Source organism: Vibrio antiquarius, from assembly GCF_000024825.1.
Lineage (GTDB): Bacteria > Pseudomonadota > Gammaproteobacteria > Enterobacterales > Vibrionaceae > Vibrio > Vibrio diabolicus.
Window position 1 is genome coordinate 2,964,022 of the sequence record NC_013456.1, and the last position, 25,492, is coordinate 2,989,513.

General features: G+C 42.7%; 23 protein-coding genes and 1 other RNA gene. 10 read left to right on the forward strand and 14 right to left on the reverse strand.

Translation table 11 applies throughout. The features are described from left to right. The first annotated feature begins 277 nt into the window (after positions 1–277). Positions 278–1,855 carry a membrane-bound lytic murein transglycosylase MltF gene (mltF, locus tag VEA_RS13755; RefSeq protein ID WP_012842083.1) on the forward strand — a complete coding sequence of 526 codons (1,578 nt, stop codon included), beginning with the start codon at positions 278–280 and terminating at the stop codon, positions 1,853–1,855. A 586-nt stretch (positions 1,856–2,441) separates the two neighbouring features. Here mltF and tadA read toward each other — a convergent pair. The 6 genes from tadA to VEA_RS13785 form a co-directional block, all read right to left on the reverse strand. Then, the gene (gene tadA, locus VEA_RS13760; protein WP_373925456.1) at positions 2,442–2,951 is read right to left on the reverse strand and encodes a tRNA adenosine(34) deaminase TadA; all 510 of its coding nucleotides are present in this window, start codon (positions 2,949–2,951) and stop codon (positions 2,442–2,444) included. Between the two features lie 251 nt (positions 2,952–3,202). Beyond that, complete coding sequence (locus VEA_RS13765) at positions 3,203–4,762, reverse strand: AbgT family transporter (protein WP_005383758.1); 1,560 nt, start codon at positions 4,760–4,762, stop codon at positions 3,203–3,205. Between the two features lie 396 nt (positions 4,763–5,158). Then, positions 5,159–5,572: a type IV pilus modification PilV family protein gene (locus VEA_RS13770; protein WP_012842085.1), complete on the reverse strand. Its 414-nt coding sequence runs from the start codon at positions 5,570–5,572 to the stop codon at positions 5,159–5,161. After that, a complete protein-coding gene (locus tag VEA_RS13775) occupies positions 5,562–6,872 on the reverse strand; it encodes a hypothetical protein (RefSeq protein ID WP_006741845.1) in 1,311 nt (436 codons plus the stop codon). The genes VEA_RS13770 and VEA_RS13775 overlap by 11 nt, the downstream gene beginning before the upstream one ends. Further along, on the reverse strand, positions 6,869–7,459 hold the full coding sequence (locus tag VEA_RS13780; protein ID WP_012842086.1) for a pilus assembly protein PilW: 591 nt from the start codon (positions 7,457–7,459) through the stop codon (positions 6,869–6,871). Before VEA_RS13780 ends, VEA_RS13775 begins: the two co-directional genes overlap by 4 nt. After that, entirely contained in the window at positions 7,440–7,946 is a 507-nt protein-coding gene (locus VEA_RS13785; protein WP_012842087.1) for a GspH/FimT family pseudopilin, read from the reverse strand. Before VEA_RS13785 ends, VEA_RS13780 begins: the two co-directional genes overlap by 20 nt. A gap of 103 nt (positions 7,947–8,049) precedes the next feature. Here VEA_RS13785 and VEA_RS13790 point away from each other — a divergent pair, with 103 nt between their 5' ends. Beyond that, the gene (locus VEA_RS13790) at positions 8,050–8,481 is read left to right on the forward strand and encodes a type IV pilin protein (protein ID WP_041852984.1); all 432 of its coding nucleotides are present in this window, start codon (positions 8,050–8,052) and stop codon (positions 8,479–8,481) included. 69 nt (positions 8,482–8,550) lie between these two features. Here VEA_RS13790 and dnaJ read toward each other — a convergent pair whose 3' ends face one another. The 4 genes from dnaJ to grpE all read right to left on the reverse strand — a co-directional run bounded on the left by dnaJ (position 8,551) and on the right by grpE (position 14,455). Next, positions 8,551–9,699 carry a molecular chaperone DnaJ gene (gene dnaJ, locus VEA_RS13795; protein WP_005391453.1) on the reverse strand — a complete coding sequence of 383 codons (1,149 nt, stop codon included), beginning with the start codon at positions 9,697–9,699 and terminating at the stop codon, positions 8,551–8,553. Positions 9,700–9,903: 204 nt separating this feature from the next. Then, positions 9,904–11,817, reverse strand: coding sequence for a molecular chaperone DnaK (gene dnaK / locus VEA_RS13800; RefSeq protein ID WP_005391455.1), 1,914 nt, complete (start codon positions 11,815–11,817; stop codon positions 9,904–9,906). 349 nt (positions 11,818–12,166) lie between these two features. Then, on the reverse strand, positions 12,167–13,441 hold the full coding sequence (locus tag VEA_RS13805) for a dicarboxylate/amino acid:cation symporter (RefSeq protein WP_012842090.1): 1,275 nt from the start codon (positions 13,439–13,441) through the stop codon (positions 12,167–12,169). 417 nt (positions 13,442–13,858) lie between these two features. Then, complete coding sequence (gene grpE / locus VEA_RS13810) at positions 13,859–14,455, reverse strand: nucleotide exchange factor GrpE (RefSeq protein ID WP_012842091.1); 597 nt, start codon at positions 14,453–14,455, stop codon at positions 13,859–13,861. A gap of 146 nt (positions 14,456–14,601) precedes the next feature. Here grpE and nadK point away from each other — a divergent pair, with 146 nt between their 5' ends. The 4 genes from nadK to bamE all read left to right on the forward strand — a co-directional run bounded on the left by nadK (position 14,602) and on the right by bamE (position 19,458). Further along, a complete protein-coding gene (nadK, locus tag VEA_RS13815; RefSeq protein ID WP_005391462.1) occupies positions 14,602–15,486 on the forward strand; it encodes an NAD(+) kinase in 885 nt (294 codons plus the stop codon). Between the two features lie 265 nt (positions 15,487–15,751). Next, positions 15,752–16,942 (forward strand): DUF3103 domain-containing protein, encoded by a 1,191-nt coding sequence (locus VEA_RS13820; protein ID WP_012842092.1) that lies wholly within the window; start codon positions 15,752–15,754, stop codon positions 16,940–16,942. Positions 16,943–17,109: 167 nt separating this feature from the next. Beyond that, positions 17,110–18,774 (forward strand): DNA repair protein RecN, encoded by a 1,665-nt coding sequence (gene recN, locus VEA_RS13825; RefSeq protein WP_006741850.1) that lies wholly within the window; start codon positions 17,110–17,112, stop codon positions 18,772–18,774. 324 nt (positions 18,775–19,098) lie between these two features. Next, entirely contained in the window at positions 19,099–19,458 is a 360-nt protein-coding gene (gene bamE, locus VEA_RS13830) for an outer membrane protein assembly factor BamE (RefSeq protein ID WP_005391468.1), read from the forward strand. A gap of 106 nt (positions 19,459–19,564) precedes the next feature. Here the strand turns inward: bamE and VEA_RS13835 are convergent, their stop codons facing one another. Both VEA_RS13835 and VEA_RS13840 read right to left on the reverse strand, forming a co-directional pair. Then, positions 19,565–19,918: an RnfH family protein gene (locus VEA_RS13835; protein WP_005391471.1), complete on the reverse strand. Its 354-nt coding sequence runs from the start codon at positions 19,916–19,918 to the stop codon at positions 19,565–19,567. Continuing rightward, positions 19,908–20,351, reverse strand: a complete 444-nt coding sequence (locus tag VEA_RS13840; RefSeq protein ID WP_005391473.1) for an SRPBCC family protein — start codon at positions 20,349–20,351, stop codon at positions 19,908–19,910. The genes VEA_RS13835 and VEA_RS13840 overlap by 11 nt, the downstream gene beginning before the upstream one ends. 118 nt (positions 20,352–20,469) lie before the next feature. Here VEA_RS13840 and smpB point away from each other — a divergent pair, with 118 nt between their 5' ends. From smpB to VEA_RS13850, 3 genes are all read left to right on the forward strand, one after another. Further along, on the forward strand, positions 20,470–20,955 hold the full coding sequence (gene smpB / locus VEA_RS13845) for an SsrA-binding protein SmpB (RefSeq protein ID WP_005391476.1): 486 nt from the start codon (positions 20,470–20,472) through the stop codon (positions 20,953–20,955). Between the two features lie 66 nt (positions 20,956–21,021). Continuing rightward, positions 21,022–21,389, forward strand: a transfer-messenger RNA (tmRNA) gene (gene ssrA, locus VEA_RS23485). A gap of 165 nt (positions 21,390–21,554) precedes the next feature. Next, a complete protein-coding gene (locus VEA_RS13850) occupies positions 21,555–22,802 on the forward strand; it encodes an integrase domain-containing protein (RefSeq protein ID WP_006741852.1) in 1,248 nt (415 codons plus the stop codon). Positions 22,803–22,858: 56 nt separating this feature from the next. On the opposite strand, the gene VEA_RS13855 is transcribed toward VEA_RS13850, so the two are convergent. Both VEA_RS13855 and VEA_RS13860 read right to left on the reverse strand, forming a co-directional pair. Then, positions 22,859–23,824, reverse strand: coding sequence for a retron St85 family RNA-directed DNA polymerase (locus VEA_RS13855; protein WP_006741853.1), 966 nt, complete (start codon positions 23,822–23,824; stop codon positions 22,859–22,861). Between the two features lies 1 nt (position 23,825). Then, positions 23,826–24,761 carry a retron St85 family effector protein gene (locus VEA_RS13860; protein ID WP_230198189.1) on the reverse strand — a complete coding sequence of 312 codons (936 nt, stop codon included), beginning with the start codon at positions 24,759–24,761 and terminating at the stop codon, positions 23,826–23,828. Between VEA_RS13860 and VEA_RS24465 the strand changes: the two genes are divergently transcribed. Beyond that, complete coding sequence (locus tag VEA_RS24465) at positions 24,752–25,189, forward strand: hypothetical protein (RefSeq protein WP_167310320.1); 438 nt, start codon at positions 24,752–24,754, stop codon at positions 25,187–25,189. The two genes, VEA_RS13860 and VEA_RS24465, sit on opposite strands and share 10 nt — an antisense overlap. The last annotated feature ends 303 nt before the right edge of the window (positions 25,190–25,492 follow it).

The window sequence follows — 25,492 nt, forward strand, 5'->3', positions numbered from 1 at the left end:
TGATTAAGGTGATATTGGAATAAATTCAGACACTTAAAATAAGCCCTGTCGAACCTATGCCGATTCCACCTCGTCATTGCGAGCGCATTATATAGCAATTGTTTTTGTGATGTAACATCAAAAGCAACCGTTTGCGTCATTTTTTTTGTCAAATTTGAATTACGACTAAAATGTCGATAAAACACACAATGTCACGCTATAAGTGTGTGATTCACTTTGCCCCATGAGCTCGCTTTGATATAAAGGCAAATAGAAATTTCCTAAGATGTACCTATTAATGCAAATAAGCCAGCTCAACCGACTCAAGCGCAGCGCCCTAATTTTTGTTTCTGTGCTACTACTCTCTGCCTGCCAGATTGAGTCGGAACCCAAAAGTGAATTCGAAAAAATTCAGGAACGTGGCGTGCTTCGTGTTGGCACGCTAAACAATCAGCTTTCCTATTATATTGGTCCCGATGGTCCCGCTGGGTTGGATTACGAATTGGCGCGTCAGTTTGCGGAGCAGCTCGGCGTCAAGCTCGAGATTAAACCTGCCTTTCGCCAAGCCGAGCTTTTTCCTGCTCTTAAGAAAGGAGATATTGATCTCATCGCTACGGGCTTAAATCAAACGTCACAAGCGGTAAAACGCTTTAGACCGGGCCCTGCTTATTATTATGTAAGCCAACAAGTTGTGTATAAAAAGGGGCAACTTCGACCACGTGATATCGAACAGCTGATTGAATACCAAGCATCGAAAGACAGCGAATCAGACGAAGATACAAATGCTGGCGCGCAAACATTAAAGATCGTCGAACAATCGCAATATGTTCCGACCCTAACCGCATTAAAGAAGCAATACCCAGAGCTGCAGTTTGAAATTGTTGGCGATGCTGACACGAGAGACTTACTTAAATATGTATCCACTGGTGAGTTGCGTTTTACTGTGACTGACTCTGTGGAGCTTTCCCTAGCTCAGCGCCTTTACCCCGATCTTGCGCTCGCGTTTGAACTTACAGAAGATCAACCAGTATCGTGGTTTACTCGACGCTCTGAAGACGAAAGTTTGTATGCGATGCTGATAGAGTTTTTCGGTAACATTAAACAATCAGGAGAACTGTCCACTCTCGAAGAGAAGTACATTGGTCATATTGAAGCATTTGACTACGTTGATACTCGCGCATTCATTCGAGCTCTGGATGACAAATTGCCTAAGTGGGCACCTTTATTCCAAAAGTACAGCGAAGAGTTCGACTGGCGATTAATTGCAGCATTGGCGTATCAAGAATCACACTGGAAGCCAGCGGCAAAATCGCCAACAGGTGTTAGAGGGATGATGATGCTTACTCTGCCAACAGCGAAAAGCGTCGGGGTAACAAACCGTTTAGACCCTGAGCAATCTGTTCGTGGTGGTGTCGAGTACTTACGTCGCATTGTAGGTCGCGTGCCTGATAGCATCAACGAGCATGAAAAAATATGGTTTGCCCTGGCTTCATACAACATTGGCTACGGCCACATGATGGACGCACGGCGACTTACTAAAGCGCAAGGTGGCGATCCAAACGCTTGGGCAGATGTAAAAGACAGATTGCCTTTACTGCGTCAGAAGCGTTACTACAGTCAAACTCGCTATGGGTACGCCAGAGGTGATGAAGCGCGTAATTACGTAGAAAATATTCGACGTTATTATCAATCCATCATTGGTCATGTCAGCCAAAGACCAGCGATTGATGAGAATAGCGATGACTTGCAAGTTATCCCGCCGCTCAACCCTGACATTTTGATATCAGGAGCAGTAGAGACCGTTGTAGAGCAAATATCTGGCGCTTCTGACGTCACGGTTGAAGAAGACACCGAACAAGAAAGCCTTGAAGAATAGACCCGCTGTAAACTAGAAAATGACGAGCTCATGAGCTCGTCATTTTTGTTGAGTCCTAGCGAAAACTTATCTAGAATCCAAGACTCTGAGTGACACCAACCACACTCAACCATTCCTTTGGTTGGTCGCCTTTTTTCACCGTTAGTTAAACTGATTGCTTTGTAACAGATTGCTTCGCAACCACATGGTTTAGCTCAGTTGATGAAGCGGCGCTATCGGCTACGCTCTGCCGAAATAACGTCACTCATATTATTAAGCACCGTATTGAAATTGTTTGCTGGCTCTGTGCAATGCAGAAGTCAAATGAAGAACGTTTAAACCATACAGCGTTTAGTGCGATTATCGAGCCTATTGCCAAGCATCGATGAGCCGCGCTTTACTGGTATAAGTCTTGTCTGCAGGAGGTTTTGAATATGAGAAGACGTAGAGTGCAGTCAAAGCGTTTAAATAACACAGTAGCTGCTATCCGACGTAAACGTAAACTGACATGTATGAAAAAGAAAGTAAGTTCACGTAATCGTGTTTTTGTACACTTAGTCAATCACTAGTACGTTCAGGCAAACATCTACCCGGTTGTAGATGTTTGCTAACTCTCACTATTTCCATAATTTTGTCCACTCTCTCCATTTTCTAATGCTTTTTGTGCTTGTTTCTTCGCTTTAATTTCCTTACGGCGACGCTTAAAAAACGCTTGTAGCTGAGTGCGGCACTCATCTTCTAGTAGCCCCTTTTCAACCAAGGCGTAATGGTAAGCAGCTTGGCTTTCAAACAAATTAAGCACTGTTCCTGCTGCTCCCGCTTTTAAATCTGGCGCTCCAAAAACGACCCGCTTAACGCGGCTATGTAATAAGGCTCCCGCACACATTGGGCATGGCTCAAGTGTTACATACAAAGTCGTATCCAGAAGGCGGTAATTTTCTATCTTTTGGCCTGCTTTACGCAGTGTTTGAATCTCAGCATGTGCGGTAGCGTCATTAGTACCAATAGAGCGATTCCACCCCTCAGCGATAATTTCACCATCTTTGACAAGCACTGCGCCGACAGGTACTTCCCCTTCAGCTTCGGCTTGCTCAGCAAGCACCATCGCTCTGCGCATAAACAATTCATCTTGAGGGGTAAACGGATGGTTAGACAAAGGAGGCTCCAAAGAAACAAAAACGATTGAAGTCAGGAATTTTAGCACCAACTTCGGTTTCACTACAGCAACACATCACGGGACAAAGTTTGCAACTCCAAAAAAACTAGTTACAAGACCTATCGATGTTCGTTTTGCGAGAACAAAAAAGCGCAGATCGAAGACCTGCGCTTTTTGGCTGCCAATTAGCGGCTTTCACACCCTACACGTTTTTACATGGTGTAAGTGTAAGGAGCTTGAATGCCTAGCGGGATACCTACCATCCAATAAGCAACTAGGAAGATAGACCAACCGATCAGCATTGCGATCGAGAATGGCATCATTAGTGACGCAAGCGTACCGATACCAGCCGACTTCACATAACGCTGACAGTAAACCACTACAAGAGGGAAAAATACCATTAGAGGCGAAATGATGTTCGATACAGAGTCGCCCACACGGTAAGCCGCTTGAGACAGCTCAGGCGAGATACCAACCGCCATTAGCATTGGCACTAAGATTGGACCAATTAAAGCCCATTTTGCCGATGCCGAGCCAATAAGTAGGTTTACAGACGCGGTTAGAAGGATCATACCAATGATGGTCACTTCACCTGGTAGGTTCATAGCTTTTAAGCCTTCTGCGCCATACAACGCTAGCATCGTACCGATGTTTGACTGAGCAAATGCAGATAAGAACTGAGCACAGAAGAACGACATAACAATGTATGCGCCCATGGTCGACATGGTATCAGCCATCGCTTTGATAATGTCGTTGCTGGTCTTGAACGTTCCAGACACTTTACCGTAAACGTAACCAGGAATGATAAACAGAATAAAGATCAACGGCACGATAGACTTCATGATCGGTGCTGAGAAGGCCGTAATTTCACCTTCAGGCGAGCGTAGCGCTGATGTTTCTGGAATTAATGCTGCAACAAGTAAGGCAATACCCGCCATCATTGCCCAACCAGCATAACGAAATGCTTTTGATTCCAGTTCAGTAAATGAGCCTAGGTTTGGCGCAGTTTCCGCATCGTCATCAATTGGCATTTTTGACAAACGAGGCTCAATGATTTTTTCTGTCACGTACCAACCAATCGCTACAATAATGATGGAAGATAGGCCAGTAAAGAAGATGTTCGCTAATGGGTTAACCACGTATTCAGGATCAAGAACCTGCGCCGCGGTTTGCGTAAAGCCTGCAAGTAGTGGATCGATACCAGAAGGGATAAAGTTTGCAGAGAAGCCACCAGATACACCTGCAAATGCTGCCGCAATACCCGCTAGAGGGTGACGACCTGCCGCATGGAAGATAATACCGCCCAGAGGAATAACCAGAACATAGCCTGCATCTGCCGCAGTATGCGACACAATAGCAACCAAAATCAGCATTGGAGTAAGAAGCTTAGCTGGCGTGAAGTTCAACATCTTCTTAAGACCTGTCGTAATAAAGCCCGAAGAATCTGCAACACCCACACCTAGCATTGCGACAAGTACGATACCCAGTGGCGCAAAGCCAGTAAACGTCGTCACCATGTTAGCAAGGAAACTTGCTAGCGCTTCGCCCGTAAGTAAATTAGTGATGGTAAGAGCTTCGCCCGTTCGAGGGTTTGGAAGATCGAATGATACATTCGATAAAAGTGCTGACGCCGCCCAAGTAATGATCAATGCCCAGAAGAACAAAATCGCAGGATCAGGGATTTTGTTACCTGTCCTCTCGATAAAGTTTAAAAAGCGCTCCATCCCGCTCGGCTTCGATGATGGTGCCTTATTTACAGCTTGGTTACTCATGGTAACTCCATAGTGAATGATGTTGGTGCCAAGGCCTATTTGAATAATTATAACGGCCTACTATCCAACGAGTATTCTAGTAAACACTAATGGAGAAAGCACAAGGTTCTATATTTTTTTTCATAATTGGAGACATATTTTGCAAAAAAACAAAACCAAAGATACAAGCCTGAAACATTATGGAAAAATCAACATATACATTTAGTAAACGAGCTGGCAAAAACAGAGGTTGCATAGAGCGATGAATAGATAGTTTTAAGAAAAGAAACTATACGTGATGAGAAGCAAGAAATAATTCTCTTCAATATAAAAAGGGCAACGCGGACAGTGAACACCTTATCCAAAGAACTCCAATCGGTTTTGATTGAATCGGCGTAAAACAGGAACCTAGACTATTTAATCAAATTCGCTATGTTTAGAGATCATGGTTTTCAGCTCTACCGATTGTATTTTACCGTGGCGATCTTGCCATAGAGCTTCCATATGTATCGTTTTAAGTGCGCCCGACAGAGTTGCCGTTGGCACAGACCAAGATAAAGTATACAAGGGGTGCGTAGTATCTTCCCCAGAGACAATATTTGTATCAAAATTAGCGGCGGGCATCGAGGGGACTGCAGAAAGAGCCCCACGCGTACGAAACCACTCTAATTTCTGCTCAGCAAGATTTAGCGCTTCAATGCTATGCATCGCGTAATCTGCCCGCAGCTCAATGTAAGCTTGCAACTTAACCAATCCAAGAGCACCGACACCAATTAAAATAAAAGAAATCATTATTTCAATTAAACTAAAACCATGTTGTTTACTTGGCATTCCAACTTCCCTCTTGCCAACGAACATCATTTCTCCTTGTTGTAGGTCTTTTGCTGGAATCAAATAGTAACTCCATTGAGCCCGCAATTGAGGTTTTTAACCCATCAGTATCAAAACCATAACCACCCGTTGCGTGAAATGCCCCTGCATCAACATAAACAGTTTGTGTAAGATCAGTATATTGTTTACCAATGGTAAAATTAGTCGGTGAGCCATCAGCATTCGAGAACAAACTTTCCCAATAGCTTTTTAACTCATCAGGAGCAAACTGTGGTTTAGTTTTATCGACTAAATGAAAAAGCGAACCCTGAAATGTTGTTGAACCAGTATTGATAAAAATACCATCTTGAATAACTAACGTATATTTCTCATGGTTGCCTTGAAGTGCTAAATTCCCGTGAATGGCGCAGTCACCAGTAATCCAAACCTTATCTACTTCCTTAAAAGCATTTTCGATAGCTGATTTACACTGTGTCGCATTTGACAAATTGATTTTCCCAGCTTTCGGAAATGAAGCTTTGACTTTATCAATATTTTCCGGTGTTTTTTTGTAATCAAAAAAGGTTTGGAATGGATCGACTTCCGAGTCATAAACAAAATCGCCTTTTAGCTGCGGATCAGAAGTTTCAGGTTTATTAGTTTTCGTAATTGCATTCCCAGCTTTTACTGTAACATTGGTTGTCGTTGCAGCGGTACACCCTCCAGCAGGAGAACCATCATATAAGCTATTCGCTCTTATTGATGCAGTGTTATATTTTGATCCTGTGCTTCCGCCTTCCATGGTATAACTATACCGATAAGTCAGTGATATGCATTCATACAAATTGTCAGAATTAAGATCACCTTTCGCATCTGGATGAACCTTTAAATCACCATAAGTAGTTAACTTGGATGTGGTTTGTATCGCTCCTTTTCCACGATTACTTAGTGTACTGAAAGTTTTATTGAGCTGGGCCCAACCATTGTGAGATATAGAATTAATACGATAGACTCCTGCCCCTATATCAGTAACGTTCAGCTGGCTAAGGTTTAATTCCCTCTTACATAAGGTATTTAAATTATTGTGATTAATTGGGATGAGCTCGTTTACTATGGATACATCATCTGTGACATAAGCAAATAGACACTCAAGCCCTCCTTCCGCTTCCCAGTGCTGTTGCCGAGAACTAACTTCATTCTGCGCACGCTTAATTTGATAAAATAGATTCTTATATGAGCCTAACGTCACAACCAAAGCGACAGAGAGCAGTATGGAAGTAATAAGTAACGTGGCCACTCCTTGTTGATGCTTACGTATCATTGCCAATTCCTTTGCTGAACTTGTAATAAAATGGCGTGAGAAATTGCCGGATCATTTTTTAATTCAGCGGCCATTGAAATAGAAATAAACGCACTATCTATTGACGAACCTGATAGTAATGTTCGACTAACACCAAATTGAGTTACTTTAATTTGCTTTGGATCAAAAAGATCAAAACATCCACTAGCAGCAGACACGACACTTAAAGGTGATGGTGAATCATCCTGGCAATATTCCAACATATTATCCTTTAACCGATATATCGTATTACTCACAGAGCTTGCTGTATTTCGATAAACATAACCGATTTTTTCGGATTGTTGATATAGAACGCTAGGAGAACCGGAAAGCATCATTGATTTTGTCGTAATACCATTAAATCCAGCTCGCTGAATATCCTCTTTCACTTGTTGAATTACACTACTCATCTGCTGAAGTAGCATTATTTCCTTGCTTCGCTGCACAGCTGTTTTTTGGTTAGAAAGAAACACTGCGCCAACAATGCCCAAAGCGACAACTCCTAACAACGCAGCAATCATAAACTCAACAAGTGTACTCCCCTGCTGTTTAGCACTGTTCAAAGCCATATTTTGCCTCATTCATAGCGCACACTTTTACTCGCCCTGCTCCGTTATGAACAGTTACTTTTATCGGACTGGTATCCGCTTGAGATTTCTTCAGCTGAATACTTCCCGCATTTTTGGGATTCCCCATAACACGATCAAACTTGACGCTAGTTATATTACTCGACACCACCAGACCCCGATATAGATGACCTTGCAGCTCAGCAACAGTATTCATTGAAGTAATGTCAGTGACATTCGATACACTCGAGAGTGTGAGCTTCCAGCTTCCGGTGGATGAAGGCAAGCCTTGAATATGAACCGACAAATCTTGATTTCTCATCACCGATTCCGATTTCGCTTGGATCAAAAAACCCTGTAATTCGTTGGCTAAATTCACTATTTTCATGTGTTGGCTAACTTTTGAAAAACTTGGGGCGACAAAAAGTAGTAGTACTGACAAGACAGCAACAGTAATAAGAAGCTCCAACAACGTAAACCCGCGAGGCATTTCCCAAATTCCTATGTAAACGGCAAAAGGGCCGTAATTCATCTTGCACAGATGCTATCACCTGCCAAAAATAGGCGGAAAAGTGAAAAGGAAACTACTCGTGATGATTCGAATTTCTCGCTGTAACAGCTACAAAAAAAGATTGGGGGGGATGACATTGATCGAATTACTGATAGCCGTAGTGATTGTCGGGATCATTGCGGCTGTCGCCTACCCTTCTTACACCAATCATGTAATCAAGTCTCATAGGACAGTTGCCTTGAGCGATCTTAGTCGAATTCAGCTAGAGCTAGAGACATCTTATGATGGTGGGTACGACTGGAGTCATATTATCTCTGGAGGCACATGCACTCTATGTGATTCAGACACAGATAGATTTTCTTTCAATATTGCGAGCTCTGCAAGTACGGCCTATACCATTACAGCAACAGCAAAATCAGCTCTGGGACAAGACGACGACGAGTGCTTGACTGGCGCTAAAACGATTACTTTAACGTCAACAAATGCCGAAGAACCAAGTAATTGCTGGAATTAAAAAGAACACCGAGATGCAAAAAGGCCTGCATTTTAGCAGGCCTTTGTATTTGTGCTTTTCACTAACGTCCTAGCTGGTTAAATCATCAAAGAACTTTTTCACACCGTTGAAAAAGCCTTCTGATTTAGGCTTGTGCTTTGTCGCCGCTTCACCACCACAAGACTCTTCAAACTCTTTAAGCAGCTCTTTTTGGCGTGAGCTTAGGTTTACTGGTGTTTCAACAACCAACTTAACAATCAAGTCACCGATACCGCCACCGCGGACGCCTTTCACACCTTTACCACGCATGCGGAACATACGACCTGTTTGCGTTTCTGAAGGCACTTTTAGGCTTACGCGACCATCTAGAGTTGGTACTTCTACTTCACCACCTAGAGCCGCCATCGCAAAGCTTACAGGCACTTCACAGTATAGGTTGTTACCATCACGTTCGAAGATATGGTGCTCTTTCACGTGCACTTGTACATACAAGTCACCCGCTGGAGCTCCCATTTCTCCCGCTTCACCTTCGCCAGATAGACGAATACGGTCGCCAGTATCAACACCTGCAGGGATCTTAACGTTAAGTGTTTTGGTTTTCTGCTTACGGCCTTGACCATGACACTCATTACAAGGGTCTTTAATGATCTTGCCTTTACCGTGACAGGTTGGACAGGTTTGTTGCACTGCGAAGAAGCCTTGGCGCATCTGTACTTGACCATGACCATGACAGGTACCACATGTTTCAGCAGATGAGCCTTTCTTCGCGCCACTACCATCACAGGTATCACAGTGTACTAGTGTTGGTACTTCGATCTCTTTCGTTACACCACGAACCGCCTCTTCTAGCGTCAGTTCCATGTTGTAACGTAAGTCCGCACCACGTTGAGCACGGTGACCGCCACCGCCACGACGACCACCACCAAAGATGTCGCCGAATACATCGCCAAAGATGTCGCCGAAATCAGCACCGCCGCCACCAAAGCCGCCGCCACCGAAACCACCGCCGCCTTGTTCAAAAGCAGCATGACCGTACTGGTCGTACGCCGCTTTCTTTTGAGGGTCGGTCAGAACTTCGTACGCTTCTTTTACTTCTTTAAACTTGTCCGCCGCAGACTCATCACCCTGGTTTCGGTCTGGGTGGAATTTCATCGCTAGACGCTTGTACGCCTTTTTGATATCGCGCTCTGAGGCATCACGGCTTACGCCTAATACTTCGTAAAAATCACGTTTTGACATGTTCTTCGTCACCAGTTAATTACTACAAACGGCATCGATTCACCGCTTGGTGTTTGTATCGTTCTAGGTAAGTGTACTTATCCGCAACATACTTAACTAGAAAGACAGCGTTTACAAACAGACGGGCGTAAGAGTTGCCCCAAACGCCCGCACACGAAGTCTTATCGACCCCAGATGGCTTTGCAGCCATCTGGTTAAGAAATATTATTTCTTGTCGTCTTTAACTTCTTCGAACTCAGCATCTACAACGTCGTCTTCTTTAGACTGTGCATCGGCGTCAGCACCTTGTGCTTGCTGCGCTTGAGCTTGTTGTTGAGCGATTTCCATCAGTTTTTGAGAAGCGGTCATTAGTGCTTGAACTTTAGCATCGATAGCTTCTTTGTCTTCGCCTTTGCGCGCTGTTTCTAGCTCAGAAATTGCTGCTTCAATCTTCTCTTTCTCTTCTGCAGGTAGTGCTTCACCAGCTTCTTCTACTTGCTTACGAGTACCGTGAATCATTTGGTCAGCTTGGTTACGTGCAGTCGCTAGCTCTTCGAACTTTTTGTCCGCTTCTTTGTTAGCTTCTGCTTCTTGAACCATTTTCTCGATGTCTTCATCGCTCAGGCCGCCAGAAGCTTGGATAGTGATCTTCTGCTCTTTACCAGTCTGCTTGTCTTTCGCTGACACGTGTAGGATACCGTCCGCATCAAGGTCAAAAGTAACCTCGATTTGTGGCATACCACGTGGTGCAGGCTGGATGCCTTCTAGGTTGAATTGACCTAGAGACTTGTTGTACATCGCTTGCTTACGCTCACCTTGTAGAACGTGGATAGTAACCGCGCTCTGGTTGTCTTCCGCTGTAGAGAAAACTTGGTTCGCTTTAGTTGGGATAGTTGTGTTCTTCTCAACTAACTTAGTCATCACGCCACCCATTGTCTCGATACCTAGAGACAGTGGAGTTACGTCTAGTAGTAGTACGTCTTTAACGTCACCAGCAAGTACACCACCTTGAACTGCAGCACCCATTGCTACTGCTTCGTCAGGGTTTACGTCACGGCGCGCTTCTTTACCAAAGAACTCAGCAACTTTCGCTTGAACCATTGGCATACGAGTCTGACCACCAACTAGGATTACGTCAGTGATGTCGTTTACTGATAGATCAGCGTCAGCTAGAGCTACTTTTAGTGGCTCAAGAGAGCGTTGTACTAGGTCTTCAACTAGAGATTCTAGTTTTGCACGAGTCACTTTAATGTTCATGTGCTTAGGACCAGTTGCATCTGCAGTAACGTAAGGTAGGTTTACGTCAGTTTGAGAAGTAGAAGAAAGCTCGATTTTCGCTTTTTCTGCTGCTTCTTTAACACGCTGCATTGCTAGTGGATCGTTCTTAAGATCGATACCTTGCTCTTTCTTAAACTCGTCTACTAAGTAGTTGATTAGGCGGTTATCAAAGTCTTCACCACCAAGGTGAGTATCACCGTTAGTCGCTAGAACTTCGAATGTTTTCTCGCCTTCAACTTCATCGATTTCGATGATAGAGATATCGAATGTACCACCACCAAGGTCGTATACCGCGATAGTGCGATCGCCGCCTTTCTTATCAAGACCGTAAGCTAGCGCTGCTGCTGTTGGTTCGTTGATGATACGTTTAACTTCTAGACCTGCGATACGGCCAGCATCTTTTGTAGCTTGACGCTGAGCATCGTTAAAGTAAGCAGGTACAGTGATAACTGCGCCAGTTACTTCCTCACCAAGGAAATCTTCAGCAGTTTTCTTCATTTTCTTAAGAACTTCAGCAGAAACCTGAGGAGCCGCCATTTTTTGGCCTTTTGCTTCTACCCAAGCGTCACCGTTGTCAGCCTTAACAATTTTGTAAGGCATGATTTGGATGTCACGCTGAACTTCTTCGTCTTCAAAACGACGACCGATTAGACGCTTAATTGCAAATAGCGTGTTTTCTGGGTTAGTTACTGCTTGACGTTTCGCAGGTTGACCTACTAGCGTCTCACCGTCAGTGTAAGCAATAACCGATGCAGTAGTACGTTCGCCCTCTGCGTTTTCAATTACACGTGGTTTGTCGCCGTCTAATACAGCAACACATGAGTTAGTAGTACCTAAGTCAATACCAATGATTTTACCCATCTGGCTATCTCCGAATAAATTCTATTTTCGTTTGGTTATAACCCCAATGTGGGGGGAGGAGAATCGGGTTTCAACCCTTGCTCACAAACAAAAATAATCAATGTTTGCTTCTCTATGCCACATAGATAAGGGCGGCAAAATGCTTTTCAAGGGCAGAATTAAAAAAAAGCGTCTTTTTTCGAAATTTATGTGTTTCTTTCTGATTAGTTGGGAACTCGTCACACTGCTGTAGCGCAACAAAACACCATTTCTCAGGTAAATGTATTTATGCCCGACTCTTCCTAAACAAAAAAAACGAGCTCATAAGAGCTCGTTTCAATATTAGGGTTAAAATAAATGATTCAAGACATTATGCGTTCGCTTGAGCAGGCTCAGCGTCAACGCCTTCTTCTTTACCAATCTCACCTTCTGTTTTTGCAACAATGGTGTTTACCGCCGTGTCGCCCACAACGTTTGAAGACGTACAGAACATGTCATTAATACGGTCAACCGCAGCAATAATTGCCAAGCCTTCAGGTGGTAAGCCTAGTTGGTGAAGCAAAACGCCTACCATTACCACGCCGCCTCCAGGAACGCCACCAGCACCAATAGATAATAGAAGAATAGTTAAACCAAGCGTGAAGATGTCTGCGGTGTTAATTGGCTGGCCAAAAGCGTTCGCAACAAACATCGTTGCTAGAGCAATATAGATAGACACACCAGACATGTTCATCGTTGCGCCCAGTGGTACACCGAAGCCAGCAACCGATTTAGAGACCTGAAGCTTTTCTGTCAGTGTACGCATCGTTACCGGGATAGTCGCGTTTGAGCTCGCGGTAGATAGAGAGAACAGAATCTGCTCACGAGTTGCACGTAGGAAAGTCTTTGGAGAGGTCCCTGTCGCAAGACTTACTGCCATTGGATAGAAGAAGAAGATCCAGAACACCAACATCGCAACCACCAAGGCCACATAACCAGCCACGGACATCAATGTATTGGCGTTTAGTGTTGCACCCAATTGAATCATTAGCGCGAACACACCATATGGCGCAAGACTCATCACTAACCCAACCAGTTTCATCATGATTTCATTTGCCATTTTGAACGTGCGGATGGCAGGACCACCACGAGAATCCAAAGCTTGAATTGCAAGACCTGTCAGAATTGCCATGAAGATGATTTGCAGCATGTCGCCATTAGCAAACGCTTGTACTGGGTTGCTAGGAACAATGTTAACAACTAGAGAGAAAATGTCCGGCGTTTCTGTCGTCGTCAGCTGTACGGCCTCAGATACCGTTCCTGCCAGATTAGCACCAGCTCCTGGCTGGAAAATCAAACCAACAGTCAAAGCCGCCGTAATCGCAATGATGGTGTTAAGAATGTAGAGGGTAAAAGTTTTTCCACCAAGACGACCAAATGCACTGATGTCTTTCAAGTCAACAATGCCGCATACGATTGAAACGTAAACTAAAGGAACAACAAGCAATTTGATCAGCGAGACAAACATGCCGCCAACGCCTTCTGCTGCTCCAAGTAGGTATGTATCAAAAATCGCAATACCGCTAAATAAGTACTGAATTGCTGTTCCCAGCACAAGGCCGGCAAACAAGCCTATAAAAATCTTACTAGAAAGCGATTTATCCATTATAAATCTCCGATATGTTGTGTTTGCTATTTACATATTTGTAGTTATATATGCTTACTTTTAAAGCATTAGTCGCAAATCATACACACAAAGGTTACAAAATAAAGTGATAATTTACATTGTTGTTAACGGATTTGTTGTGGAAAAAATGACTATATTTACATTCCTATGCAGCACAAACATTCACACAACGAATGATTACAAATACTTATAGCCCTCTTCGTTAATAAACACGCAGTGAGATGAGAAGAAATCTCCTATAGGAAAATAATTAACCAATAAGAAAAAATATGAAGGGGATCAAACTTCCATTTTATCGATATACAATGAAGCTCATTACAACAACTTACGTTTAAAACAAAAAAGCGCCCATCAAAAAATGATGGGCGCTTTATATTTAAAAACAGGCAGTTAAGGTTATTTAGCAACCATTACCATTGCCGGACGAATCACACGGCCGTTTAGTTCGTAACCTTTTTGCATAACAAACATAACTGTGTTTGATTCATGATCAGGGCTTTCCTGAATCGACATCGCTTGATGGAACTCTGGGTTGAATGCTTCACCTTCAGGGTTGATTGCTTTCAAGCCAAATTTCGCCACAACGTCGACAAACGTTTTGTGTGTTAACTCAACACCTTCTAGGAACGGCTTAACCGTTTCATTCTCTGTATCTGCCGCTTGAATTGCACGCTCTAGGTTATCAATAACAGGAAGCAACTCTTCGGCAAACTTGTTCAACGCAAACTTACGTGCTTTATCGATTTCTTGCTCGGTACGACGACGCATGTTTTCTACTTCAGCTTTAGAACGCAACACCGCATCTTGCTGCTCTTTTACTTTTGCCTCGCTAGACAATAGTGCCGCTTCTAGTTGAGCAATCTTAGCGTCTGTCTCATCACCAATTTCTTCAAGCTCAGCTTCTACTTCTTGTGCTTCAGCTTCTACTTTTTCAGCCTCTTCGATGATTTGATCAAGCTCTTCTTCTGTAACTTTGTTTTCTTCGTTGCTCATGATATCTCCAGAATTCAACATAATGCCCTTAAAGCCATGCGCGTTTTTGCGGGCTTTAACCACATAAAAATTCGCATATTTAGGTGACTTGCCATTATTATGGGGATGAAGATTCCTGATTCAAGCCTCTTTAATGCGGAAATGCTATGAAAAATCCATGTAACGTGATCGCGATTATCGGAAAACCAAGAGATCAACAAGCAATTCAAACTCATAAAGAGTTGTACCAATGGCTGACCTCTGAAGGCTATAAAGTATTTATTGACGATCGCCTTGCCGCAATACTGGATGATATCCCGCAGAGTCAATTTGCCAGTTTAGTTGAACTAGGAAAAAATGCCGATCTAGCCATTGTGGTTGGTGGGGATGGCAACATGCTAGGCGCGGCAAGAATTTTATCCCGATTTGATGTTCCAGTCATAGGGGTTAACCGTGGAAACCTGGGCTTCTTAACTGACTTAAACCCAGACGAGTTCCAAGCGTCTCTGCAAGCGGTACTCGACGGTGAGTATATTGAAGAAGAGCGCTTTCTCTTAGAAGCGGAAGTACACCGTCACGGGCAAATTAAAAGCCACAACGCTGCGCTAAATGAAGCTGTACTTCACCCAGGGCAAATTGCCCATATGATTGAATTTGAAGTGTACATCGATGAAAGCTTCGCCTTCTCTTTACGAGCCGATGGTTTGATTGTTTCCACACCAACGGGCTCAACTGCATATTCGCTTTCTGGCGGCGGTCCAATTCTTTCGCCGAGCTTGAATGCCATTTCACTCGTGCCAATGTTCCCTCATACCTTGTCGAGTCGACCTTTGGTGGTTGATGGAAAGCGTCGAATTAAATTGGTGGTGTCACCAGAGAACCGAGGAACACAAGAAGTTAGCTGTGATGGACAAGTGTCTCTCCCTGTTTCTCCAGGAGACGAAATCCACATCTATCAAAGTCCAAATGTGCTCAAACTCATCCATCCCAAAGACTACAGCTACTATCACGTTTTACGTAACAAGCTTGGTTGGTCTAGTAAATTGTTCTAACACTTGTTACTCAGGGAAATGACTTCAATAAAAAAGCCAGTAGCTTAATTGCCACTGGCTTTTGGCTTTCTTAGACAAGAAATAGACACAAAGTAGTGAGGCGACACGATATTTGCTGTCATTAAAGAGAAGTTTATAAATTTTGATCCTGTGGGCAAAGTTTACACAAAAGATAGAAAAGCAAATTCAATGATCTATGTCCGGTGATATTCTCACCATGAATAGAGTATTAACTCTATTTCATAAAATCAATAAAGGACATATTATGAAGAAAACCATCATTCTGTCTGTTCTCAGTACATTAGCACTTATTGGCTGCCAATCAGAGGAAGCGCAAGTCAACAGTGTATCCAACGCAAAAGCGGAAGATATCACTAAGACGAAGCGTGCCCTCGCTCAACAATTGAGTGAGAACTATGCTGCCATTGAACCCATGTTGAGAAGAGATATTACTCCACAACAGACTAGCGTCTCTGTATCAGCATTTGTTCAACAAAACCCCAACTCCGAGTTTAGCCGTCAGCTTGTACAAGCTGACACTCAAATTCGTAGCTGGAAAGGTATTTCTGAATACTCAGATCAGTTGCTGGAAGTTCGTTTAGCGAATGAGAGCATGATATCAGCATGGCAAAGTGGCGAGGTCGAGCCATTATTTGCATTTGAACCAAGTGGTGATGATGAGAATTGGCAATACATCGAAGCATTTGATGTGTATGGCAACATCCATCAACTCGATGTTTACCAACTCCCAGATGTACCTGTACTCGTTGTTGATAACAACAGCTCTACAGAGCTAAAAGCAGGCTTGCAAGCTATGCAAGCTGAGATGAAAAAACTCGGTCAGCCAGCTTTAGTTCAACCATATATTGCTGATGAACAACGCCAAAATGCACCGCTATTGTCAAGTAGTACAGTGGGCGAAGCGGCTCCAATTCAAACAACGCAGCTGAAAAAGATCCGTCTAGCCGATGACAAAGAACCTTGGATCTCTGGCAAGGCAGAAATCTACGCTATCGTAACGGGCGTCAATCCAAGTCGTGATGAACCTACTCTCGATTTAGTGGAGCTTCCATACTTAGACTACGATAACCAAGATTACTACCCGAATCAGATCATTATTCACTGGTCTCGTTACCGTTGGGGCGCGGCAGACATCGTGCTCATGGAACAAGATGATGGTACAGACTATAAACAGTTGGCAAAACTCCTTGTTCAAGTTGCTGGAGAAGTGCTGAAAGCGATTCCAGATCCAGAAGTTCAGGCTTACGCGATTATTCCGCAAATCACGAATAAGATCATCGACACGATCCCTGACGGCGTCCTAACGAATGATGATGACTTCGTCGACGTATACTACACACTAATGCAAGACACATCATACGTGGATCATCCAGGCGCTAGTGTGAATGCAGTAGTCACATTAGAGCCGCTCACGATTAACCCAACTCGTCCGTAACCTGTTCAATTTTAATGAGTCGTTGTAATCACTTCGGCTCATTTTTCCCACTTCATCACAAAAAAGCACCCCACACAGAAATTTTTTCTCACCTGTCTTTACTGTATAAAGAAACAGTATATACTGTTCTCTTATACAGTATTGTTCAGTTATACAGGTAAATAAAAATGCTGGCTCATCTAAGTGTTAATAATTTTGCGATTGTTAAGTCTTTACAACTCGAGCTGTCTAAGGGCATGACCACCATCACAGGTGAAACAGGCGCGGGTAAATCCATTGCTATCGATGCACTTGGGCTCTGCTTAGGCGGACGAGCCGAAGCTGGCATGGTTCGACAAGGTGAAGAAAAAACCGAAGTTAGTGCCGCTTTTTTACTGGACAACAACCTACATGCAACGCGTTGGCTAGAAGATAACGATCTGCTTGATGGCAGTGAATGTATTTTGCGTCGCATCATCACAAAAGAAGGTCGCTCAAGAGCCTTCATTAATGGCAGTCCTGTCCCACTATCACAACTCAAATCTCTAGGGCAACTGCTGATCAATATCCATGGGCAACACGCTCATCATCAATTGATGAAAAGCGAACACCAAATGGCTATGCTCGACCAATATGCAGGTCATCTAAACCTACTAAAAAGCACACGAAGTGCTTACCAACATTGGCGTCAGGCAGACAATAACCTCAAGCAACTAAAAGAAAATAGCCAGCAAAACCAGGCGCAAAAACAGTTGCTTGAATACCAAATCAAAGAACTAAATGAGTTATCGCTAGGTGAAGAAGAATTTGCAGAGCTCGAGCAAGAGCACAAACGACTATCCAATAGTGGTGAACTCGCCACTACCTGTCAGCAAGCCATCGAACTTATTTACGAAGGTGAAGAAGTCAATGCGCTTGGTATTTTGCAATCGGCCAATCACTCCCTAATTCAACTAGCTGAGTTAGATGAAAAGCTATCTGAGCTACCCAACATGTTGTCAGAAGCGATGATTCAACTGGAAGAAACGAAGAACGAATTACGCAGTTATCTAGATGGCATCGATGTGGATCCTGCTCGTATGGCTTATGTAGAAGAACGTTTTTCTAAAGTGATGTCTGTTGCTCGCAAACACCACGTGATGCCAGAAGAACTATACCAACATCACCAAGATCTTCTGGCCCAAGTAGAAGCGTTAGATTGCTCTGATGAACGTTTAGAGGAACTCGCGCAAGAAGTGGAACAAAAGTACCAAAGCTTCCTAAACCAAGCAGAAAAACTACACAAATCACGCAGCCGTTACGCTAAAGAGCTGAATAAGCTGATCACGCAAAGCATGCACGAATTGAGCATGGAAAAAGCGGTATTCAATATCGAGGTCAGCAATGAAAACACGCACCCATCACCACTTGGCATGGACAGTGTGTGCTTCTTAGTATCGACCAACCCAGGACAGCCATTGCAACCTATAGCAAAAGTTGCGTCAGGCGGTGAGCTATCACGCATCTCATTAGCTATCCAAGTGATTACCGCTCAGAAAGTGGATACACCAAGCTTGATCTTCGATGAGGTGGATGTCGGTATTAGTGGTCCAACAGCAGCAGTCGTCGGCAAAATGCTACGCAAGCTTGGCGAGTCTACTCAGGTATTATGTGTCACTCACCTCCCTCAAGTTGCGGGGTGTGGCCATCAACAAATGTTCGTGGCTAAACAAACCAAAGCTGGCCAAACCGAAACACAAATGCACGCATTAGATGAACAACAACGTGTGGCAGAATTAGCTCGCCTACTTGGAGGTAGCCAAATTACAGATTCTACCCTTGCAAACGCCAAAGAGCTCCTCATCGCCGCTTAGCCATGCTCTTCCAAAGATAGAGTCACGTACACTGCTCCGTGACTCTATCTCCCCCATATCAAAGTGCTTGGGTTCTGATTCCCTTTCGAAATAATGGTCAGTGCCACCCCATAGCTCAATAACTTGGCTATTTGTCATTAGTTACCGCTTAAACTGGATAGAAAATCGCTCATCGACATAAACATACATGTGAGAGAATCAATAAATGCAACTCAACTCAAAATTCGTTGTCAGATTTCCTATCATACGACGCATAGCTTTTTACATCTGCGTCGAGCTTGTTTATTATCAGCGCAGTATTTTAAAGGTTACTAAGAAATTATTATGCAATTAAAGAAGTGGTTAGTTGCCGTACCATTAGCAATGACATTGCTGACAGGATGTTCGGTATTGGAAAAACTGGTTTATCGCATTGATATCAACCAAGGCAACTATGTAGAACAAAGTGCGGTAGATAAATTAAAGTTTGGGATGACTAAAGCACAGGTTCGCTTCGTACTAGGGTCGCCAATGCTTATTGAAAACGGCTACCCAAACACTTGGTACTACATTTATCACCATACTCCTGGTCACGGTGATCCAGTGCAAAAAGACCTGATCGTTAACTTTAACGACCAAGGCACACTCGCAGATATCAGTGGTGACTTCCCAAAAAGTGACGCATTTTACGAGCAGATTCAGTAAACGACTTTTGCAAAAAAACCTCTCACATGAGAGGTTTTTTATTATCTAGATATCGCGCAATCACACTTTGAATCAATGACGCCATCCATTGGGACTGATATCAAGTCTACTTATTCTTACGTACAGAGCTAGGCTTACCACCGGTGACTGGGTCTGCATTCCCCTCGGCTTTAGCCTGCTCCGCCCGCTTACGACGAATCTCTTTCGGGTCTGCTAGTAACGGACGATATATCTCTATTCGATCTCGATCTCGAACGGTCGCATCTAACTTCACATTACGACTAAACACACCCACTTTATTCTTAGATAAATCAATTTCAGGGTATAACTCTAACACGCCAGATTGTCGAATGATCTCTTCTACCGTTGCGTGATTATTCACCACTAAATTAAATACACGCTGTTCATGAGGAAGAGCATAGACAACCTCTACGTGAATCATATCTGACTCAATACTCATAGCACTCGTAGACCTGTTTTGCGCGTTTAGTGAATGCATTTACCATGTTACTGGTAAGCTCGTTAAAAACCTTACCGAAGGCCATCTCAATCATTTTACTTGAGAATTCAAACTCAAGCTTTAGCTCAACCTTGCAAGCTTGCTCATCTAGCGCGGTAAAAATCCAACCACCACGCAACGTCTTAAACGGGCCATCCACCAAGTTCATCATAATTGCTTGGCCTGGGATCAACTCATTTGAAGTAGTAAACGTTTTGCTGATACCAGCCTTCGCCACATCGACAGAAGCCACCATACCATTACCCGAAGACTCAATGATTCTAGAGCCCGAGCAACCAGGCAGAAACTCAGGGTATTTAGCAACATCGTTAACCAGATTGAACATCTGTTCGGCGCTAAAAGACACAAGCGCAGAACGGCTGACTTGCTTCATACATACTCCTATCGATACATGTACAGATTTAAAGCTCCTGCCAATTTTACTTTTATTCCACGATTGCGCAAATAAAAGGATTTCCTATCCGATATCCAACCCGTATAATGTCGCTATTATGGCAAAGAAAAAAACGAAACAAAAAGCGGGTAGCAATACTATCGCGCTGAATAAAAAAGCTCGCCACGAGTATTTCATCGATGATGAAATCGAAGCTGGCTTGGAGCTCCAAGGTTGGGAAGTGAAAGCCCTTCGCCAAGGTAAAGCCAATATTTCTGAAAGTTACGTATTTATGCGTGACGGTGAAGCCTTTGTGAGTGGCATGACAATCACTCCTTTAAATCAGGCATCGACACACGTTGTGGCGAACCCCACACGTGTGCGTAAACTACTAATGAGTCGTCGTGAACTAGACAACCTATTCGGACGTGTGAACCGTGAAGGTATGACATTAACGGCCCTTTCTCTGTACTGGTCTCGCTCTTGGGTGAAACTAAAAATTGGCGTAGCAAAAGGTAAAAAGCTGCACGATAAACGTACGGATTTAAAAGAAAAAGACTGGGCAAGAGAGAAAGCACGCGTCATGAAGAGTACACTGCGTTAATCTTGACCACTTAAACGCATAGTACTGGACAGCCAATGCTTTTCTGTTACTATGCGAATATTACCTGGGGCTGATTTAGGATTCGACGGGAATTCAGAAGTCTGAGGTGCATGCCGAGGTGCGGTAGGCCTCGTTAACAAACCGCAAAAAAATAGTCGCAAACGACGAAAACTACGCACTAGCAGCTTAATAACCTGCTCAGAGCTCTCTCGCCCTAGCTTCCGCACGTAAGACGGGGAATAACGAGGGATCAAACCCAAACGCGCTAGCCCGGATTCTCCCGCCTGAGAGATGAACGGCGAATTTTAATTCAGGCTAGTCATTCATTAGCGTGTCGGTTCGCAGGTGGGTGGCGAAATTAAAGATCGACTAAGCATGTAGTACCAATGATGAACGGTTTTCGGACGCGGGTTCAACTCCCGCCAGCTCCACCAAATCATAGTTTAAAGACGTCCTAGGGCGTCTTTTTTCTTATCTGCAGTATAATGAAATCAATGACTTATAGTGTTATACCGTTCATTAGCTTCCAGTGACATCTTTGCTTTATAGGTACACCTTTAGGTACACTGCCAAAACTACGTTAATTTGGTGTACCTAACATGGCAAAAGTAACTACACGGCTTACCGATAAAGAAATCAAATCAGCAAAACCAAGCGACAAAGAATACAACCTCTTTGATGGAGACGGGCTTCGTCTACGCATCAAACCTAACAGCTCAAAACATTGGATATTTAACTACTACAGACCAATGAACCGTAAACGAGCAAACCTCAGTCTAGGTAAATATCCTGACCTATCATTAGCTAATGCTCGCAAAATAGCCCTTGAAGCCAGCGAACTGCTTGCACAAGGAATTGACCCTCAGGATGAAAAGAAGCGTAAGCAGGATGAGCACAACGCAATCCACCAGCATACTTTCCTCAATGTTTCTAAAGAATGGTTCGAACTGAAAAAGGATGAGGTTACACCTGATTACGCTGTTGATATTTGGCGCTCATTAGAACTACATATTCTTCCTTCAATATCTAACCTTCCTATTAGCTCAATTAATGCCCCTCAAATTATCGAGTTACTCAAGCCTATCGAAGCTAAGGGAAGCCTAGAAACTGTTAAACGTTTATCTCAACGCCTAAATGAGATCATGAACTTTGCTACTAACTGTGGCCTAGTACCTGCTAATCCCCTTACTGGTATCCGAGCAGCATTCAAGAAGCCCAAAAAAGAGAATATGGCAGCACTAAAGCCAGCAGAACTACCTGAACTAATGGGGGCAATTGCAAACGCAAGCATCAAGCGCACCACACGCTGTTTAATTGAATGGCAACTTCATACCATGACTCGACCTAGCGAGGCATCTGGTGCACGTTGGGATGAAATAAACTGGGATGAAAAGATATGGACTATTCCAGCAGAACGTATGAAGAAACGCCGAGAACACCGTATTCCATTAACAGAGCAAATGCTTGAGCTTTTAGAAGTAATCAAACCAATTAGCGGTCATCGAGAGTTTATATTTCCTTCAGACCGCGATCCTAAAAAACCATGTAATAGCCAAACAGCCAATATGGCACTTAAACGTATGGGATTTGCAGGCAGATTGGTTAGCCATGGTCTTCGCTCGCTGGCGAGTACTACGCTGAACGAGCAAGGCTTTGATAGGGATTTAATTGAAGCAGCTCTGGCTCACGTTGATGATAATCAAGTACGTAGTGCTTACAACCGAACTGACTACCTAGAACGTCGACGTCCAATGATGTGCTGGTGGAGTGGAAATATAGAAGAAGCCGCTAAAGGCAACCTTTCGGTTACAGGAACTAAGCAATTAAAAGTTATGAGTGGTAACTAAAGCATCCGCTTAGCACATATATGTACGAAATAATGAAAGCTTCATTTATCACATGACTACTTGACTAACTTTTTCAGCTTTACAGCTTTGGATATTTTGTATGAGTCCATTGCTAATTTGGAGAAGAAATCAGAACCATATTTAATTTCAAGCTTTTGATAGTAGTCAGGCTCTACACTTCTCATATGAGAAATTACCCCATGCAAATAGGGAATATCAGACTTTTTAATTGTTCGATTAGAGTAATGATGTACCATTGCTCTAATTTTTTTTCGAGAATATCTACCAACAGAAAGTTTATTTTCATGAGTAAGCACAATCCCCGTCACACGTCTAGAGCGCCCCCTACCAATAACTTTTGTTTTGGAATCATTAATTGATAACTTAGGACTTTTAGTCTCAGACAAAACAGCTGCTATATATTGTTTCAGTGCGTCTATTTTATCGAGGTCCATAGTTGAGAAAGTCAGGTCATCGGCGTATCTAGTATATACAATACTATTGTCGTTACAGTAACCCTCTATTTTATTATCAATTGACTTCATAATCAGGTTAGAAACTAATGGTGATGATGGAGCTCCAATAGAAAGTTCTAACTTCCTATTGTTTCTTCTAAATAAATAAGATGAAAGTATTTTTTTATCAAACTCTCCAATAACTACTCCTTCCCTCTCCAGAAAGGTAAACAGATCATTCGGCTTTAGTGATGGGAAAAAGTTTTTGAAATCTAATTTAAGTATCCAGTCATTATCTTTATGCGCTTCAGCATTATCTATTATAGATTTACCTTCTACATAAGCGGTACTGACCTCTGAAGGTTTATATTTTGTCAGGAAAACAGAAATGAGAGTTCTTTGAACTTCCTTAACAAAAGGGCTTGGTTGAGCAATAACTCGCTCTCCCTTAGTTCTTTTAGGAATTGTATAGACTTTATATGCTAACGGAGCTGTACTTAAGCCTTTAATTACATCTTGAATACTTAAATCCGAGCTACTGCATATTTCTTTCAATAGATTTTCCACATCAATTTCCCGTAATAGAAGTTAATCGATCTTCATCATGAACAGCCATAACAAGTAGCAATTCCTGCATAAATTTCATTCGATTTTTGTTGTCTATTAACTCTTTCAACTCAGAATCATAATAGTGCTTTATAAATCCTTTATTCTCATTGGTAGCGATATAATAAGTATCTCCATTATCAACTTTCTTTATAAAACCAAACCTTTCCAATATATAAACACAAGTTCTAACGAGCGAGTAATTACTTTTTATTTTAAAATGATTTTTTAGAGCATTATTTATTTCAGATATCCGAAGAGCACCAAAAGTAAATATCAAATCTCCAACAACGAAGCAAACATGACCAATTTTATTTACATCCAATTTAGGACTACCCGTGGATAACTTACCAACTTCTTCCTGAATTTTCTTTGTAATTCTATTAGATACAGACAAAGTAGTCTCTTTATTGGCATTGACTTTTGAAGAAACCTTATCTTGATTTACACCACCGATATAATATCTAACATCCCATTGGTATTTTAATACGACTTTATTGTTATCTTGTAAGTACTTGATGGGGCCGTAATTAATAAATGTTTTTTCCTCTACAATGTTAGTATTAACTACAAGTATGAGCTTCTCAGACAATGTTTCCAAAACACTAAAGCTACCTAATTCTGCAAAAGCGCCTGGGCCTTCCAATACGAGCACTATTGCACCAGCCATATCGGCAATTGCAAGCTCAAAATCAATCAGATTTTTAACTTGTCCGTGCTCTAACCAGTCTTGGTACTCTTCAGCATATTGAACCTTGTCACTTAAAGACGCGTAACTGGTTACAATTGTATCTAGAATTGCTCCCCTCATTGAAAAGTATTTAGATTCACCTTCCTGACCCGTTTCATAGGTACCGGTTTGGCCACCACATAAAAACAAGAAATTTGGTGCATTCATTAACCGCAACTTTGAATAATCCAAAGCCGTTAAATAATTGTCAAAATGGGTTTCAAATTCAGTCATACAAACATGGGTCGCCTGAAAAACAAAAAGCCCCTGATTATGGGGCTTTTTGTAACTTTACCTTAAAGGGCACGGACGCCACGACAAATCGGCTTGCCGATTTTCGTGGTGACCGTGCTCATAAAAAAACACAATTTAAAGCTCCGGTGATACACCAGATGAAGCAGGTCACGCTTCAAGCGCGTAAAGTACCTGAGAATGTAGACAAACTTTTCTTCAACATCAAGAGTCTTAAGCGAAATTCCAATATAGCTCTCATTTTTTCCATCCAAATCATAGATGTAGGCAACTGCAAAAAAAGCATAACGAAGGAAGATTATCAGCTAGGTTTAGCTTGTTGGTTTTGGGAAGAGAATGAATAGTTTTTTGAGCCCAATAACAAACAAACTTAAATTCAACTGGTATCATATTTATTTTACTGTTTATAGGAAATTTTATATGGGTGGTTCAGGTGGAGGATTTTCTCCTTCAGGAAGTAACTCTGAGTGTCGAAGACTACAATTTGCGGCTAACGTAAACTCACCTCAAGCTACGATATCTCAGCTAAATGTAGGTGACCTATTAACTTTGGTGCTTTTGCACAGAGTTGTTACCGTTATGCACAACGGCAGTCCAATTGGTTCAATCACAGGCCCAAGGCTGCAAAGACTCATTTCGTGTATACA